This window comes from Myxococcales bacterium, from assembly GCA_016706225.1.
Classification (GTDB): domain Bacteria; phylum Myxococcota_A; class Polyangia; order Polyangiales; family Polyangiaceae; genus JADJKB01.
This window is the reverse complement of sequence record JADJKB010000003.1, coordinates 1,248,909-1,264,418: the sequence shown is the minus strand read 5'-3', so window position 1 is coordinate 1,264,418 and position 15,510 is coordinate 1,248,909. Positions and strand designations below refer to the sequence as shown.

General features: G+C 66.5%; 14 protein-coding genes. 2 read left to right on the top strand and 12 right to left on the bottom strand.

All coding sequences use genetic code 11. The annotated features are described in order from the left end of the window. Positions 1-4: 4 nt before the first annotated feature. The 10 genes from IPI67_07220 to IPI67_07175 all read right to left on the bottom strand — a co-directional run bounded on the left by IPI67_07220 (position 5) and on the right by IPI67_07175 (position 12,002). Entirely contained in the window at positions 5-1,489 is a 1,485-nt protein-coding gene (locus IPI67_07220; GenBank protein MBK7579983.1) for a carbohydrate-binding family 9-like protein, read from the bottom strand. Between the two features lie 16 nt (positions 1,490-1,505). Beyond that, positions 1,506-2,150, bottom strand: coding sequence for a hypothetical protein (locus tag IPI67_07215; GenBank protein ID MBK7579982.1), 645 nt, complete (start codon positions 2,148-2,150; stop codon positions 1,506-1,508). Beyond that, on the bottom strand, positions 2,150-3,757 hold the full coding sequence (ffh, locus tag IPI67_07210) for a signal recognition particle protein (GenBank protein ID MBK7579981.1): 1,608 nt from the start codon (positions 3,755-3,757) through the stop codon (positions 2,150-2,152). Before ffh ends, IPI67_07215 begins: the two co-directional genes overlap by 1 nt. A 546-nt stretch (positions 3,758-4,303) precedes the next feature. After that, positions 4,304-5,152: a 16S rRNA (cytidine(1402)-2'-O)-methyltransferase gene (rsmI, locus tag IPI67_07205; GenBank protein MBK7579980.1), complete on the bottom strand. Its 849-nt coding sequence runs from the start codon at positions 5,150-5,152 to the stop codon at positions 4,304-4,306. Positions 5,153-5,162: 10 nt separating this feature from the next. Beyond that, the gene (locus IPI67_07200) at positions 5,163-6,275 is read right to left on the bottom strand and encodes an RNA polymerase factor sigma-32 (GenBank protein ID MBK7579979.1); all 1,113 of its coding nucleotides are present in this window, start codon (positions 6,273-6,275) and stop codon (positions 5,163-5,165) included. Between the two features lie 134 nt (positions 6,276-6,409). Next, positions 6,410-7,471 (bottom strand): hypothetical protein, encoded by a 1,062-nt coding sequence (locus tag IPI67_07195; protein ID MBK7579978.1) that lies wholly within the window; start codon positions 7,469-7,471, stop codon positions 6,410-6,412. Positions 7,472-7,498: 27 nt separating this feature from the next. Continuing rightward, a complete protein-coding gene (locus IPI67_07190; protein ID MBK7579977.1) occupies positions 7,499-9,670 on the bottom strand; it encodes a protein kinase in 2,172 nt (723 codons plus the stop codon). 113 nt (positions 9,671-9,783) lie between these two features. Next, complete coding sequence (locus tag IPI67_07185) at positions 9,784-10,383, bottom strand: hypothetical protein (GenBank protein ID MBK7579976.1); 600 nt, start codon at positions 10,381-10,383, stop codon at positions 9,784-9,786. 7 nt (positions 10,384-10,390) lie between these two features. Next, entirely contained in the window at positions 10,391-11,152 is a 762-nt protein-coding gene (locus IPI67_07180; protein ID MBK7579975.1) for a biopolymer transporter ExbD, read from the bottom strand. Between the two features lie 61 nt (positions 11,153-11,213). After that, complete coding sequence (locus IPI67_07175) at positions 11,214-12,002, bottom strand: hypothetical protein (protein ID MBK7579974.1); 789 nt, start codon at positions 12,000-12,002, stop codon at positions 11,214-11,216. Positions 12,003-12,088: 86 nt separating this feature from the next. Here IPI67_07175 and IPI67_07170 point away from each other — a divergent pair, with 86 nt between their 5' ends. After that, on the top strand, positions 12,089-13,057 hold the full coding sequence (locus IPI67_07170) for a CPBP family intramembrane metalloprotease (GenBank protein ID MBK7579973.1): 969 nt from the start codon (positions 12,089-12,091) through the stop codon (positions 13,055-13,057). 22 nt (positions 13,058-13,079) lie between these two features. Next, positions 13,080-13,487 (top strand): DoxX family protein, encoded by a 408-nt coding sequence (locus IPI67_07165; protein ID MBK7579972.1) that lies wholly within the window; start codon positions 13,080-13,082, stop codon positions 13,485-13,487. A gap of 82 nt (positions 13,488-13,569) precedes the next feature. Here the strand turns inward: IPI67_07165 and IPI67_07160 are convergent, their stop codons facing one another. Together IPI67_07160 and IPI67_07155 are read right to left on the bottom strand one after the other, a co-directional pair. Then, positions 13,570-14,664 carry a HupE/UreJ family protein gene (locus IPI67_07160; protein MBK7579971.1) on the bottom strand — a complete coding sequence of 365 codons (1,095 nt, stop codon included), beginning with the start codon at positions 14,662-14,664 and terminating at the stop codon, positions 13,570-13,572. A gap of 43 nt (positions 14,665-14,707) precedes the next feature. Beyond that, on the bottom strand, positions 14,708-15,508 hold the full coding sequence (locus IPI67_07155; GenBank protein MBK7579970.1) for a hypothetical protein: 801 nt from the start codon (positions 15,506-15,508) through the stop codon (positions 14,708-14,710). Positions 15,509-15,510: the final 2 nt, after the last annotated feature.

Here is a 15,510-nt window from a genome sequence, read left to right as displayed (position 1 = left end):
CCGTTCAAGGTTGGGGCTTGGGAGGAGGAGGCGGCGGCGCCACAGGTGACGGCGCGCGCACGATGCCGGGCGCCAAACGCAGGCGCGGCACGTTGCCGCCGAGCCCGGTCGGCTGACCTGAGCCGAGCGGCAGCGGCATCTGCGGTGTGGCCATGGGCAGCACGGGCGCGGCGGCGCCGAACGGCACCGGCGGCACGTAGCCCTTGTCTGCGAACATCACCCGGCCGAAGCGGCTCGCCCTGTGGAAGTTGCCCTGTTTCAGGATCGGGCTCCAGGCAACACCGTTGTTCTGCTGCATCGCGTAGAAGTTCATGCGCCAGATGTCGCCGACCTTCGGCGGAGTGTTCTTTGCTTTGCCGAAGCTCTTCCACGGAATGGCCAGTTCGACAACGTAGCCCTGGTCCTTGTCATCCGGCTTGTCGAGCGTGCCGTTCACGACGACACCGCTCTTCAGCTTGGCGTCCCACTCCTGGTGGCCGAACGGTCCATCCGGATCCTTCTTGGGCGAGTTGTAGTCGTCGAACTGCGAGTCGAAGATCATGCCCTCGGGATTGACCTGGATCTCGTAGTAGTCCTTGTTGTCGCCGTCGCCGTCGGGGTCGACCATGATCTCGACGGTGTCCTTCGTCCAGAGGTGCGGATCCTTCTCCTTCTTGTCGAAGCCGCCGATCACGTCCGGATCTTTGATGTCGAAGCCGAGGTACACGTTCTGATCGTCCCACAGCAGCTTCACGCTGCCGCTGACCGGAAACCCGGGGTTCGGCCGACCGTTCTGCACGTCCACGAAGGGTCCGGTGCTCGGGGCCGTGGCCCAGGCCGGTTCGTCGAGCTTACCGTCCAGCTTGATCTTCGCGTCGCTGACCTTGTCGACCCTGATTGCGGGGACCCGGGTGCTCGGCTCGGGTGTGGTCGGGGCCGGCGCGCCGGTCGCGATGTTGGCGACGATGCCGCGGTTCTCCCGATCTGCGGGGCCGCTCACGATCTTGAGCCGGTCGTTCTCGCGCCAGATCCCGGTTGTGACCTGGACCTTGTCGGTCTTCAGGTTGTTCGGAACGGTGAAATCTTGTTCGTCGACGTAGACCTTGCCGGGTTCCCACTGGCTGGGTGACAGGGCTTGTTTGTCGCCCTTCCACTCGCGAATGGGTCCGACGTTGTCGATGTTCAAGACGCGCTCACCGGAACCGTCGAGCACGTGGGTGAACAGGTTCCAGCCGTTCTCGAGCTTCTTGTCGGCGCGCCAGTACATGGTGACCTTCACCTGCGTACCGGGCTTGGCCTGACCGGCCGGCGTGATCTTCGCGCCGATCAGCGTCACCTTGCCGTCGAAGTTGATGTTGAGCTTCACCGGCATGTCGTCCGGTGCCTTGTCGAGCACGTAGGCCTTCAGGCGCTCTTTGTCCTCTTTGCTGGTGTCGGTGGAGCCGCCGACACAACCGGCAAGGCAGAACGTGGCGACCAGGGCGGCCAGGGTCGTTTCGAAGCGACGCATGCGGGAGCCTCCGAGCTCAGGATTTCTGTTGTGGCCGTTCGGCTCGTACGGCCGGCGGCGGGGGAACCACTCCGGTCCTCACGTTGACGACGATGGCCCGTCGCTCACGATCCGAAGAACCGCTGATGACGTCGAGCCGGCTCTGGCCCTTCCAGACACCGACCACGATGCTGACCTCGGGCACATGCACCTGCTGTGGCATCTGCAGGTCCTGCATGTCGACGTAGATCTTTCCCGGCTGCCACGCGCTCGGCGGGAGCGCCTGCATGGAGTTGCCGCCGGTGCGGCTGCGGAGCGGCCCCATGTCGTCGAAGGCGATGCCGTTCACGTTGGCGTCGATCCGGGCGCCACCCGGCGCGACCAGGTGGGTGAATAGGCTCCAACCGGGGCTGAGTTTCTGGGAGCTCTTCCAGTAGAGCTTGAGCTTCATCGGCTGCCCGGGTGCGATCACGCCCGTCGGCTCGATCTCCCAGCCAATCAGCTGAACCTTGCTCTCGAAGTCGACGAAGGTCGGGTTCTTCACGTCGCTCGGCACCTCGTCGAGCACGTACGCGGCGAGGTTCGTGTCGATCGACGCGGGATCTTGTTTTGGTTCGGGCTGGCTGCAACCGACCAGAGACCACGAGAGCATCGCTCCGAGAGCGAGTCGCACGAGCAACATCACTTCTTCCCTTTGTGCTTTTTGCGAGCCGCGCGCTCGCGCTTGCGGTCCGACTTTTTTGCGTTCTTCTCGGCCTTGGTGAACTGCCGCATCTTGGGCGGCTCTGGGGCGCCCATGCCGGGCATGCCCATGCCGGGCATGCCCATGCCCGGGAAACCCATGCCTGGCATGCCGCCCATGCCCGGGAAACCCATGCCTGGCATGCCGCCGCCCTTCATGGCCTTCTTGATCTGGCGCGCGGCGGCGATGTTCTTCATGCCCGGGATGCGCCCGAGCATGCCCATGTCGCCACCCATGCCGCCCATCATCTGTTTCATGAACAGGAACTTCTGAATCAGCTCCGTCACGCCCTGCTCGGGTTGAGCCGAGCCCTTGGCGATGCGCTTGACGCGTCCGGGTTCGCGGATCAGCGCGTGTGGATCCTTGCGCTCTTGCAGCGTCATGGACTGGATCATGGCCTGGATGCGGACCAGCTCCTTGTCGTCGAGGTTCACGCCGGGGGGGAGCATGCCGCCCATGCCGGGGATCTTCTCGACCAGATCCTTGAGTGAGCCCATCTGCTGGATCATCCTCACCTGGTTCAGGAAGTCCTCCAGCGTGAACTCACCCTGCATCATGCGCAGGGCGTCTTCTTCGGCCTTCTTCTGGTCGACGACCTGCTCGAAGTCCTGGATCAGACCGACCACGTCGCCCATGCCGAGCACGCGGCTCGCCATGCCTTCGGGGCGGAAGGGCTCGAGTTTGTCGAGGGTCTCGCCGACACCGGTGAAGACGAGCGGGGCGCCGGTGACCTCACGCACGCTGAGCGCCGCGCCACCGCGGGCGTCGCCGTCGAGCTTGGTCAAGACGACACCGGTGATACCGAGGCGTTCGTTGAACGACTTGGCTGTCTGCACGGCGTCCTGGCCGATCATCGCGTCGATGACCAGGTAGATGTTCTGGGGTCGAACGGCGTTCTTGATCGCCGCGAGCTCCTGCATCAGCGGCTCGTCGATGGCGAGTCGGCCGGCGGTGTCGTAGATGATGACGTCGCGGCCGAGCTTCTTGGCTTCTTCGTCGGCCTTCGTGCAGATCTCGAGCGGCGACTCGCCGGAGATGTTGAAGACCGGGATGCCGATCTGGCCTCCGAGCACCTGCAGCTGCTCGACGGCGGCCGGACGCTGCATGTCGGCGGCGACGAGCATCGGTTTCTTGTCTTGCTTCTCGAACCAGCGCGCGAGCTTGGCCGCGGTGGTGGTCTTGCCCGAGCCCTGCAGGCCGACCATCATGATGCCGGTGCGCTGACCTTTGTCGGCCCAGATGACGGGCTCGTCGTCGGCGCCCATCATCTCGATCAGCTCGTCGTGGCAAATCTTGACGAACTGGTCCTCCGCGCTCACGCGGTGGGTGTCAGCGCCGTGCTTGACCCGGGTCTGGACGGTCTGTCCGACTGCCTTCTGCTCGACGCGCGCGAGGAAGCGTTTGACGACGCCGATCTCGACGTCGGCTTCGAGCAGCGAGAGGCGGATCTCGTTGAGCGCGGGTTTGATGTTGTTCTCGTTGAGCTCGGCGAGCCCAGCGAGACGGTTCTTGGCCTCTCGGAAGCCTTTGGTCAGCGCTTCGAACACGGTGGAGCGAGCGTCTTAGCACAGGTTCACGGTCGCTCGGAGCGCCCGGATTTCCCCGGAGTTTCCGCGCTTTGCCGGGGGCGATTGGGAGTGCCCGCTGGCTTCCAGGGACCGGGGGCGGCGCGTCGCGGAGCCTCACGGCCAGCGGCCGACGAACTCGACGCGGGCTCAGCGCGCGGGCGGTCCGCTCATGGGCAGCAGATCTGCACGCTGCCTCCCTGCATCGACCCTCCAAAGCCGCCCATTTCACTCGGCGGTCCAGGTCGGTGGCAACTAAAATGACTGCGATGCGCGCCCCGACCTGGACCCTGGGTCGGACGGCGCTACCCTGACTCGGTGGCGGTATTCCTGGCTTCCACGGGTCTCTTGCGATTGGTCTGCCCGCACTGCGGCGAGGTCCAGGCGCGCCCACCGAAGGCCAAGGCGTCGCGCTACGCGTGTCGGGTCTGCCACAGACGTTTCACACGGGACGAGGGACAGGCGAAGGGCAAGCGCCCAGGGACGTAGCGACCGCGTTGCCGGGCGCCTTTCCCAGCGCGAGGGGAGCTAACCGCGCTTGTGTGCGGTGACCCGGGCGTAGACTGCCCGGCGCGGGCGGCCACTCCAGTCGGTCAAGAGGTCGGCGACGTCGCGCGCCGAGCCACCTTTTTCCAGCTCGCGTCGGATTCGTGCGTCGAGCTCTTCGTCGCTCGGCTGGTCCGCGGCGCTGCTCACTTCCACCGGGGCGAGCACGATCACGACCTCGCCGCGGTACTCGCGCTCGTCGGCCGCCAGGGTTCGGAGCTCGTCGCACAGCACTTCCTCGTGCAACTTGGTCAGCTCCCGGCAGACCGCTGCGCGCCGCGCTGGCATGCGCTCGGCAAGCGCCGCCAACGTCGCCGCCGTGCGGTTGGGTGCCTCGAACAGCACGACGGGCTCCGGGGTCCCCGCCACCAGATCGAGGGCTGTCGTGCGTTTGGGGCCCTGACGCGGAAGAAAGCCCATGAAGAAGAAGGCCGCGTCCACCAGGCCCGAGAGCGCCACGGCCGTGGTCACCGCCGATGGCCCCGGAATTACCGTGACCTCGACCCCTCGCGCTCGCGCGGCCCTCACCAGCTCGGTCCCAGGATCACTCACTGCGGGCATGCCGGCGTCCGTGACGAATGCCACGCACTCTCCCCGCGCGATGTGCTCGAGCAGGGCGTCGAGCTTGCGCGGGCTCGCATTGGCGTCGAGCGACACCAGAGGTTTGCCCGTGATGCCGAGGTGAGTGAGCAGGTTGCGCGAGCGCCTCGTATCCTCGGCGGCGATGCGATCCGCAGAACGCAAGGCCTCGACGGCGCGCAGCGTGATGTCCCCCAGATTTCCGATGGGCGTCCCCACGAGGACGAGCCTGCCGGGCGCGCTGCCAGTCATGCGCGTGACTTCAGGCGCCGCCCACGCCGACGGCGTCGCCCAGTCGCTCTTTCAGAAATGCGCGCAGCTTGCCGGTCAGGCGAGCCTCGATCTGCCGCACCCGCTCTCGCGAGACCCCGAACTCGTTGCCGAGCTCCTGCAGCGTCAGCGGTTCGTCGGCGATCAAGCGCTTGTCGAAGATGGCGACGTCCTTGTCCTTGAGCGTCTTGCGGAACTCCGCCAGGTGCTCCTTCAAAAGCTCCTGAATTTCACTCGACTCCACCCGCTCGTCGGGGCCGGCAGACGCCGCGGGCAGCAGATCCATGCGCGAGGTCTGCCGCCCCTCGCTGTCGCCGACGCTTGCGTCGAGCGAGGCGTCGGAGCGCGCCAGGCGCCGGTCCATCTCGACCACGTCAGACTCGGAGACGTCCAGGCGCTTGGCGATCTCGGCGTGGGTGGGCTCGATGCCCATGGCGGTCAGGCGCTGTTTCTCCTTGCTGAGATTGAAGAACAACTTGCGCTGCGCCTGGGTGGTGCCGATCTTCACCATGCGCCAGTTGTTGAGGATGAAGCGCAAGATGTAGGCGCGGATCCACCAGGCTGCGTAGCTCGAGAGCTTCACACCACGGTACGGGTCGTAGCGCTTCACCGCCTGCATCAGCCCGATGTTCCCCTCTTGCACGAGGTCCATCATGTTGCGATAGGCGCGCCGATACTCGTAGGCAATCTTCACGACCAGCCGCAGGTTCGCCGTCACCAGTCGCGCCGCTGCGTCCACGTCTTGCGTCTCGGAGTACTTCACCGCGAGAGCGTGCGTCTCTTCGACGCTGAGCAGCGGGTGGCGCTGGACCTCCCGCATGTAGATGGCCATTGGGTCGAGGCGTGCGAGCGACGACTCGCGATCGACCTTCGTGACCACGGGCACGTCCTCGACGGCCTCGGCGGTCGTGTCCACGAAGGCCTCGTCGTCGGGGTCTCCTGCGAGCTCTTCGTCGCCGTCGCCGTCGCCGTCGCCGTCGTCACCCTCATCGTCCGCGTCGTCCGAGCCGTCGGCCTCGTCGCCGGCCTCGTCGCCGGCCTCTCGCTCTTCGCTTGGTCTCGGCTCTTTGGAGCGAGCTTGGCTCTTCTTTTTGCGCACTGCCATCGACGGGCCCCGAGGGACGGGACAGGTTGCGTCCCGTACCCGGAGCCGTCAAGGCTCGAGCGCGTCGCTCGCAGAATTCCGTCGGGCTGTCCGTTCGTCCGAGAATACGGACACGCCCTCCGCTGTTGGGGCGGCTAGAACGAGCCCGTCAACAGCACGGACTGGTAACCAACGCCTACCGAATCGACGCGCGGTCCGCGCTTCTTCGGAAGGACCGCAGTCTTCTCGGTCTTCTTGTTGCCTACCAGATAGAGCACCGTGCCGGTCCCGAGGCCGACGACACCAACGACCAGACCGACGTTTGCGATCGTCTGGTAGCGCTTGCCCGCGTCGCGCTCTTCTTGGAGGTTCGAGGGGCACGTGCCGTTCTTGCACTCGTCTTCGAGCTTGCTGTGTTTAGCGTTGTTCATCGCGCCGAAGATGCCGAAGGTCGCGAGCCCTGCGACGCCAACGCCACCGGCAATGTACGCCCAGGTTCGCATGCTCGGCCCGCCGCCACTGGTCGACGCCTCGAGTTTGCCGGAAGCGTCTCCAGAACCCGCAGCCGGAGCCGCAGCCGGAGCCGCAGCCGCTGGAGCCAACGAGACCGGAGTCTCGGTGCCAGCGGTGGCACTGACCTCTTGCACTATTTCCTTGCCGTCGGTCGCCACGAGCTCGACGCGGACCGGGCCAGGTGCAACGGCGATCGGCTTGCCCCAATCTGCCTGGGGGATCTCCTTGCCCTTGACGGTCACTCGCGACCCGGGTCCAGGGCTTCCCACGTCCAGCTTCAAGAACCCGAGCTTGCCGCGCAGATCTTTCTGTTCGTTCTTGGCGCCAGTCGCGGTGTCCGCGTACTTCGGATCCTTTTGTGCCGCAGCGTCTGCCTCGGCGATCGTCGCCTCATATTCGGCCCAGGCCTCTTCCAAGCGACCGAGCTCCACCAGCTCGCGCGCCACCATCAAATGCGAGTTCGGGCTCGCGACGGCACCGTAGGACTCCTTGAAGGCCGCCAACGCGTCGTCGTGTTTTTTCGCCTTCGCCGCTTTCAGTCCCTGTTCGAAGGCCTTTTGCGCCGTCTTTTTCTGCTCGGCGGTGGCGCTCTCGGGGGGCGCGCCTTGGGCCTGAGCCACTGTGCTCGAGCCGATGCAGCCGAGGAGGATGCTTGCGGAGAGGACGGTGGCGCGGAGCTTCGCAATCGAGATCGGGTTTCGCATCATGGTCTCGTCTGACTCCTGTTCGTGTCAGATCCCCGAAGGCGTGAACTTGGGCTTCGGTTTTGGTTTGGGTTTGGTCGTGGGCTTCGGGGTCGTCGTCGGCTTGCTGACCGTCACGGGCTTGGTCGTGGGTTTGGCGACCACGGGCCTGGGCTCCGGCTTCGGAGTCTCGGCCTTGGGCTCTTCGGCCTTGGGCTCTTCGGCCTTGGGCTCTTCGGCCTTGGGTTCTTCGGCCTTGGGCTCTTCGGCCTTGGGCTTTGGCTCCTCGGCTTTGGGCTCTTCCTTCTTCGGCGGTTCGACTGCCGCAGCGGTGCTCGTGGGTGCTGCTGCGGTTTCGTCCTTTCCGCCCAGCTTCGAGATCAAGATACCGATGAGCAAGAGTCCGACCAGTCCACCAATGCCGATCGCCACGCCCTTGCGCATGCGCTGCACGCGCTCCGGAACGATGGATGGAATGGGCTCGTCGATTTCGGCATCCGCACCCGGCGGGGCGTCGTCGAGCGGCGTACCCGGTGGTGGCCCCACCCAGGCCACGGCCGACTCGTCGCGCTTCTCGTCTTTCTTTTCGGCACCGGCTTCTTCGCCCTCGGGCGCCTTGGCGGCGATCGCCGCCCAGTCCAGCCCCTTGGCCGCGTTGTCCGGACTGTGCGGTTCTGATTGTAGGGCATCGATGTCCATCGACACGGGTACGTCGTCACTGCCTGTCAGCGCTGCTGGCGGCGGCGGCACCGCAGCGACGGCGTCGGGCGGCTTGGGCGAACCCGCTGCGGGCGGCGGACCCGGAGAGCCCGGCTCGGCCGCGGCAACCGCGAGCGCGTCGCTGGCGTCCGGCGCCGGCGTGCCCAAGAACTGCGTCTTGATGTGCTCGGGTTCGGCGCTCTGGGCCGCCAAGATGCCGGCGTCCGGGTTCGGTTTGGTAGGCGCTTCACTGCTCGGAAATTCGAGCAGCTCCACCTTGGACACCGACTCGAGCTCCTCCGAATCGAGTGATTCCAGCGGAGGTCGCGGCGGAGGCAGGACCGCTGCGGCGTCGGGTTTGCTACCACTCTCCGACAGGTACTTCGCCGCATCGGGTAGCGGTTGAATGCCAATCAGCGTTGCTTTGCCGGGGGACGGGGGTGGCCGCTGAGGGGGCGGGGGACGTCGGTCCCCCGTGCCGGCCGCATCTCTGGGCGGGGGGACTCGTGCGGGCGGTGCTGGCGCCTCTTTTTTCGCGCTGCCGCCGCCGCCGCTGATGGCCTTCTCGATCAGCTTCTTGCGCGCCGCGAGGGTGTTGCCCGCGAAGTCCTCGACGAGGGCGGACACTTGTTCGTGGGTCGCGACCTCGCCTGCTGCCAGCAGGGCTTCCGTGAGTTCCTTCGGCGACGCGTAGCGCGCATCGGCGCTCACCTCGATGGCCTTCGCGACGATGTCCGCGATGCTCGTCGAGATGGCATCCCCACCGACGGGCTTCTGGGCATCGAGGCGCTGAATGCCGCCGGCTTTCACCTTGTCGACCACGGCTTGATGCGTCGAGCCCACGAACATGCGTTTGCCCGAGAGCATCTCCCAGAGCATCACACCCACCCCGTAGAGGTTGGCGCGCAGATCGGACTTGGTCGCGTCTTCGAGCACCTCCGGCGCGGCGTATGAGGCCATTTCAGGGTGGCGCGCGATGGTTCCCACGCGGGAGGCCGGGCCCAAGACCCCGATGTCGAGCAGCCGGGCGCGCCCGTCCCGCCCGACGAGCACGCTGTCCGGCACGATGCCGCCGGCAACGAAACCACTCTGGCCGTTGCTGTGGGGTTGGGCGGCATTGCTTGCGCTCTGGATCGCCTCGAGCACGTCGAGCGACACACGAACGGCGACGCCCACGGGAATGGGCCGGCGTTTGAAGCTCGCCAGGCGCAGCAGTGACCGAAGCACCTCGCCCTCCGCGTACTCCATCACCACGCCGAGCTCCCCCTCGGTCTTGACGACGTCGATGCCCCGCGCGAGCCCGGGGTCCGACAGCTCGAGCATCCACCATGCGCCTTCGCACAGCGAGTCGATCTCGTCCGGAGTCGTCGGCGCAGTGGTGGACACCCGCCGGACCAGGACCGGCGTCTTGTCCTCCCCCGTGGGGTGTGCCGCCCAGAGCGGTCCCAGCTGGCCCTTCGCGACCTCGCTGATCAGCTCGTAACGTCCCAGGGTTTTTGCACCCGTGCCAGTTCCCGCCATTGCTTCGACGATACTCCGAAATTCGCGTGTCGGCTGAGTTTAGCGCCCCAACGGCGCGGCGCGAGCCCTCGCTTATCGAAGCACACGCGCGGCGCTCGGCCGCTCAGCCAGCATCACGCCGGATCTTCGCGGCACAGCATGAAATAGGCCCCGATCGCCTTGCCCTGTTTGTACGCCTTGCCGATCGAGACGTGGTCCGAGACCTTGCGCATGTAGTCTTTCATCCGACCATAGACCAGGGCGCTGATTCCGCCCTCGTTGTCGCGAATGTCGGGCCAAGCGTCGGGCTTCTTCGGCGGGATGCGGGTGTAGTCCACCAGATATTCGCTGGGTGGGTCCTTCTCGTCCTTCGCGGCGTGGGCCACGAAGTAGCCCGGGCCCGTCAGCCACAGCGTGCTGCCGAAGTTGTAGCCGTACACGTCGCCCGAATCGTCATCGGCGCGGCAGAAGCGCTTCTGAAAGTGGGTGAACGCTGGGAGCGTGTTCTTCCCGTGATGGATCACCTCTTTCATGGCGTCGACACCCGACGGCACGAAATGGTCGGCGTCGACGGGCTGCTCTTTCATCAGCTCCCAGAGCGCGACCATGTCCTCTTTGGTCGCGCTCTCGGTCGTGTACAGCCGACTCTTGTGGTCCATGCGGTCGAGCGTCGCGCCGATGCGCGGGATCGAGTGTTCGTCGTGGTGTCCGAGCAACAGCGTTCGCAGCTTCATTCCTGTCTCACTTCGAGAGCTCGACCTTGCGGCCGGCGGTCGGCGTCTTGTCGAGTAGCACGAGAGTCTCGAACTTCACGTCCTCGAGCTTTCGGGTCGATGCGGCCAGATCGTAGGCGAGGCCCCACTCCACCGATGCGTCGGCGGAGACGAAGAACATGTTCGACCCTTTGCAGCCCTTGGCAAAACGTTCGATCGTGTCGCCGGTCGTCGACAGATCGGGCCCAGCGAGGCCCTTGGCGCGTTTGATGGCGGTGCCCCCGGCGATCTTCCAGACCGCCGCGCTGCGATCCTCGAGGATCATTGCCACCACGGCGCACGGCTCCGGCTTGGGGGCCTTTGCCTCCGGCGTGAACGCGAGCTCACCCGGATACTCCGCGCGGGTCTCCGTCTTCACGATGACCTTGCTGGCGCCGATCTTCGCGAGCTCGGCGAGCATCGTCGTGACCCACGTGAGCTTCGCTTTCCGGATCACGACCAGCGTGGCCTCTTTGCCTTCGAAGTGCGATTTGACCTGGCGCAGCTCTTCGGCGAGCTTGTCGCGGCCCTCGGGTTTGTCGAGCAGCACGCGGGAGAAACCAACCTTCGGTCCGAGGTCGTCGATGCCCAGCTCGGGCGGGCCCACGGGTTTTGGTAGTGCCGCGTCCTTCGGCGGTTCGACCGTCTCTTTGGGCGGTGGTTCGAAGGGGTTCTTCTTCGGCGGTGGGTCGTCGCAAGCCGACAGACCGAGCGATGCCAGCGCCAAGAGTGACAGGGCCGAACGAGTCATCGGCTGTGATTTGAACGACGCTGGCGGGCTGCTGGCAAGGCGATTCGGGCGAGCGCCGCCCTCAGCCCAGGCTCTGACAGACGGGATCGGTCGGCGTGAGCACGACTGAATCGACGCATTTGCCCGAGCCGGTCGCGGGTTTCGCGCAGATGCCGCTCTTGCACTGGTCGTCGTTCGTGCAGGTCACCGCGAGCCCGCCTTTCGCGGCACACTTCATGTCGCCGGTGGGGCCGAGGCAGAGAAAGTCTTCCAGGCAGGGCACGTCGGGGCTGCACGTGAGGCCGGAGCCCTTCTTCGCGATGCAGTTGGAGCCGTCGCAATAGAAGCCGACGTCACACAGCTCATCGACGGCGGTGCACGGGAAGCCGCCGCCCACGAGCTTGGCAACCTGACATGTGCCGTCCGGCGCGCCGGGCTTGCGAACACAGACCTGATCTTGGAGTGAGTCACACTCGTCGGAAGCGACACAGGGGTCTCCCTGCAGCTTCGGACCCTTGTTGAGCTTGTCGCAGGGCTCGCCGAGGTCGCGCACGATCACAACCTCGTCGGCGGTCAGCTTGGCGTCGGCGTAGGCTGCCTTGACCTTGTCGATGCAAACCTTGGCGTTCTTCGACGAGTAGTACGGTGGCACCAGGCCGAGGCAGTATTCCTGCTGTTTGCTGATGCAGCTCTCGACGCTGGCCGCGCTGCACGCGCTGACGACCTTGGTGTTGCAAGCCGCCTTGCCCCACTGCTGGCAGAAGTCCTCCTCGCTAGCGTAGATGTTTCCCGCGCGGGACTTCGAGCTGCCGCAGGCGCCGATGACGCTCGCGAGGACCAAGGGAAGAATCAAGTGCCTGAACCGAATCATGACCGGGGTTGGACGATACACGAGGCCAACCTATTCGGCACGAAAGGGGCAGGCTCCCGGGCGAGGGTGATAGGCTCGGCAGTTCGGTGGAGAGCCCGAACAGCGAGCCCTTGTCGGTGCATCCGGCTCCGCCCTCGGAGCCCGCGCCGAACCAATCGGTCAGCACACCGAGCGCCGCAGCGCGAATTCCGTCTCCGCTGCAAGCCCTCTTCATCTGGTTGACGGCCGCCGTAGCGCTGATCGTCGCGGGCCTCGGGGTGGCGGCCGTGGCTGCGGCCTGGGTGGTCGCGGACGGCAAGGATCCGCTGAAGGTCCTCGGCGATCCGGCGACCTCGCCGCTCGTCAGCAGCCCGGGTTGGATCGCCTGGGGAACGATCGCCAACGAGGTCGCCGTCTTCGGCAGTCTGCTGTTCTGGCTCTGGGTGCTGAAGACTCCGCGCCGCATCGCGCTCCCGCTCGGGCGGCCCTCGGTGCTCGGTGTGCTGGGCGCCCTGCTCCTGGTGTTCGGGCTCGCGCCCGTCGCGGAGATCATGGGTGAGCTCATGCACCGGTTGACCTCGAACGAGATCACCGCCTCGAAGGTGGTCGTGAACGCCGCCCGCAGCGCGTCGGGGTCCGGTGTCGTGCTCCTGGTGTTCGCGCTCGGAGTGATGCCGGCGGTGGTGGAAGAGGCGTTGTTCCGCGGGCTGTTGACTGCCCCCTTCGAGCGGCGCTTTGCCCTGGGGTTGATCGTGCCTTCGATCTTGTTCGGCCTGTTCCACCTGGAGCCGACGCAGATCGCCGGGACCATCGTGCTCGGCGTCGCGTTCGCGGCGGCCCGGCTGTGCACGGGCACGCTGTCGACCTCGATGATCGCGCACCTGGTCTACAACACGACCGTGGTGCTCACCGTGCGCTACTCGACCGCGCTGACGGAGCGAGAGCTCGACGTCGTGCCGATGCTCGTGGGGCTTGCGCTCGCAGTCGCGGGCTCGTTGTTGCTCTGGCGCGAGCGTCGCGTGCTCGTCGCGAGCTTCGCCGGGACGCGGGAGCCGATGCCATCCTGGTGGATCTGATGAGTGAGTGGCGGGAGCCAGGATGCTGAGCCTTCCGCGGGGTCTTCCACGTCGGCTCGCGCTGCTCCTGCTCGCCGCTGCGTTCGTGCTGGCAGGTGCCAACCACTTCTTCAATCCGGCGCCGTATCTCGCCATCATGCCGGAGTACCTGCCGGCACACCGCGCGCTCGTGATGCTGAGTGGGGTCTTCGAAATCTTGGGTGGCGTGGGTGTGCTCGTGCCGCGCACGCGCGCGCTGGCGGGAGCCGGGTTGATCTTGCTGCTGGTGGCGGTGTTCCCCGCGAACCTGAACATGGCGCTGCATGTCGAGCGATATCCGGACCTCCATCCCGCCGCGCTCTACCTGCGTCTGCCGTTCCAGCTGCTGTTTGGGCTCTGGGCGTGGTGGGCTACTCGAAAAGAAGTGGACGCCGATGCTGGAGCGCGGTGAGCGCGTTGCACGCGAGCGCCCGTTCGCGCCCGTGGTATTTGTCCCCGCGTGCCGCGCCTCGAGCTCACGACGCTTCAGTGAGTCAACCCCCGAGCCAGGGCAGAAAGCTCAGCCCGAACGCCCGCTTCACGAGCCACACGCTGGCCAGAAGCGCGATCAGCGTCGAGGCGGGCCACAAGACCCGCCGCTCGTACCAGGCACGACGGGCCGCGTAAGCCAGCGGAGCGAACACGAGCAGCACGACCGCCAGCTGTCCCAGCTCGATGCCGACGTTGAACGTCAGCAGTGCAAACACGGCACCGCGACGCGGCAGCTCCGTCTCGGCGAGCACGCTGGCAAACCCGAAGCCATGGACCAGACCGAACACCGTCGCAGTGAGCGCGCGCCAGCGGATCTCCCGCCGCGCCACGTTCTCGACCGCCACGGCCACGATGCTGAGCGCAATGATGCTCTCGGTCAGCCGGGGCTCGACCTGTACGAGACCGAGCCCGGCGCTCACCAGGGTGACGGAGTGCCCCAGCGTGAATCCGGTCACCACCAGCGCCACCTCGCGCAGGCCGCGCAGCAGGGTTTTGTCACGGCTCGAGCGGGCTGCCGCGAGCAAGAGCGCCACCACGAACAGCATGTGATCGATGCCGGAGAGCACGTGGTGAACGCCGAGCTTGACGAAAGAGACGAGGACCTCCGCCAGGCTCGGGGGTGTGCCGACGTCGCGCTCCTCGGCACCGGTGCGAAAGGCCCAGGCCGAGCCGTCGATGGAGCACAGAACCTCGCTGCCGGGATCGACGTCGAGGCGCCAGACGTTGCGCAAGACCACCGGCCCGGGTGGGCACACGAAGCGGAGCGGAACGGAGATCGCCCGGAGGCCTTCGGTCGTCACCAGCTCTCCGGGGCTGGTGCTGACCGTGCACGCGCCTTTGGGGCTGCGCGCGCTGACGGCCTTGCCGAGCGCCTCGTCGATGCGAGGGCGAAGGCTGCGCACGTCTTCGTCGCTCGGCAAGCTGGAGAGTCCGAGCACCGGAACCAGGTGCTCGAAGCTGGTCTCGACCGTGACGTCGAGGCCGCCGGGCACGGTTTGCACGCTGCAGTAGCTGCGGCCGAGCTGGTGCGCCGAACTCGTGAAGGCACACAAGCTAGTCAGCGCGAACGCCGCCGCCATGAGCAGTGCTCGCAGCATCGCCGCGCAGCCTAATCACCGGAGGCGTCGGAAGCGAGAGCTGTCAGCCGCCCGCCGCGTTGATGCACTTCGAGTAGTCGGTGAACTTCGCACCGCAGCCCTGGGCCACCGCAAAACCGAGGACGCAGCTGACGGTCGCGGCGTTGGCACAGGTCAGGTAGGCGCCCCACTCGTCGTCACAACCGGTTCCCGTTGCGCCGAGCCACTTGCAGTTGGTGTTGCACTCCGCGCTGTCGCCGTTGCCGGGACACTTTGCTGCGACCACCTTGCCGCAATAGGTCGAACACGGTGCAACGATGGCGGGGTTCGGGTTTTCGTTCACCGCGCAGCCGATCGCCTTCAAGTAGTCCACGCCGCAGGTCTGAGAGACCGGATCGCCGGCCGCGTTGCAGGTGACGCCCTTGCTCTTCACGCACGCGAAGTAGGCGTTTGCCGTCGGGTCGCACTTGGCGGTCGAGGTCAGCGCCTTGCAGGTCAAGAGGCAGCCCGCCATGGTCGGACCGTTCTTGCACGCGGCCTTCGTGATGGAGTCGCACAGCGGCTGGCAGCCCGCGCTGGCCGTGGCCCCGCCGGTGCCTCCAGCGCCGCCCGTCGCCGTGGTGCCGCCGCTGCTCGTTCCGCCGGTGCCCAAACCCGCTGACCCGCCGCTCGCGGCCGCGCCGGCCGAGCCGCCGCTCGTCGAGCCCGCGGCGCCTCCGGTTGCGGAGCCGCCACTCGATGCACCGCCGCTCGTCGACCCGCCTGACCCGCCGCTCGTCGACCCGCCGGTCGCTTCGTTCGTAGTCTCACTCCCGCCGCACGCGCCGAGCGATGCGAGCAACAAGGTCAAGAAGAGGGTGCGCATGA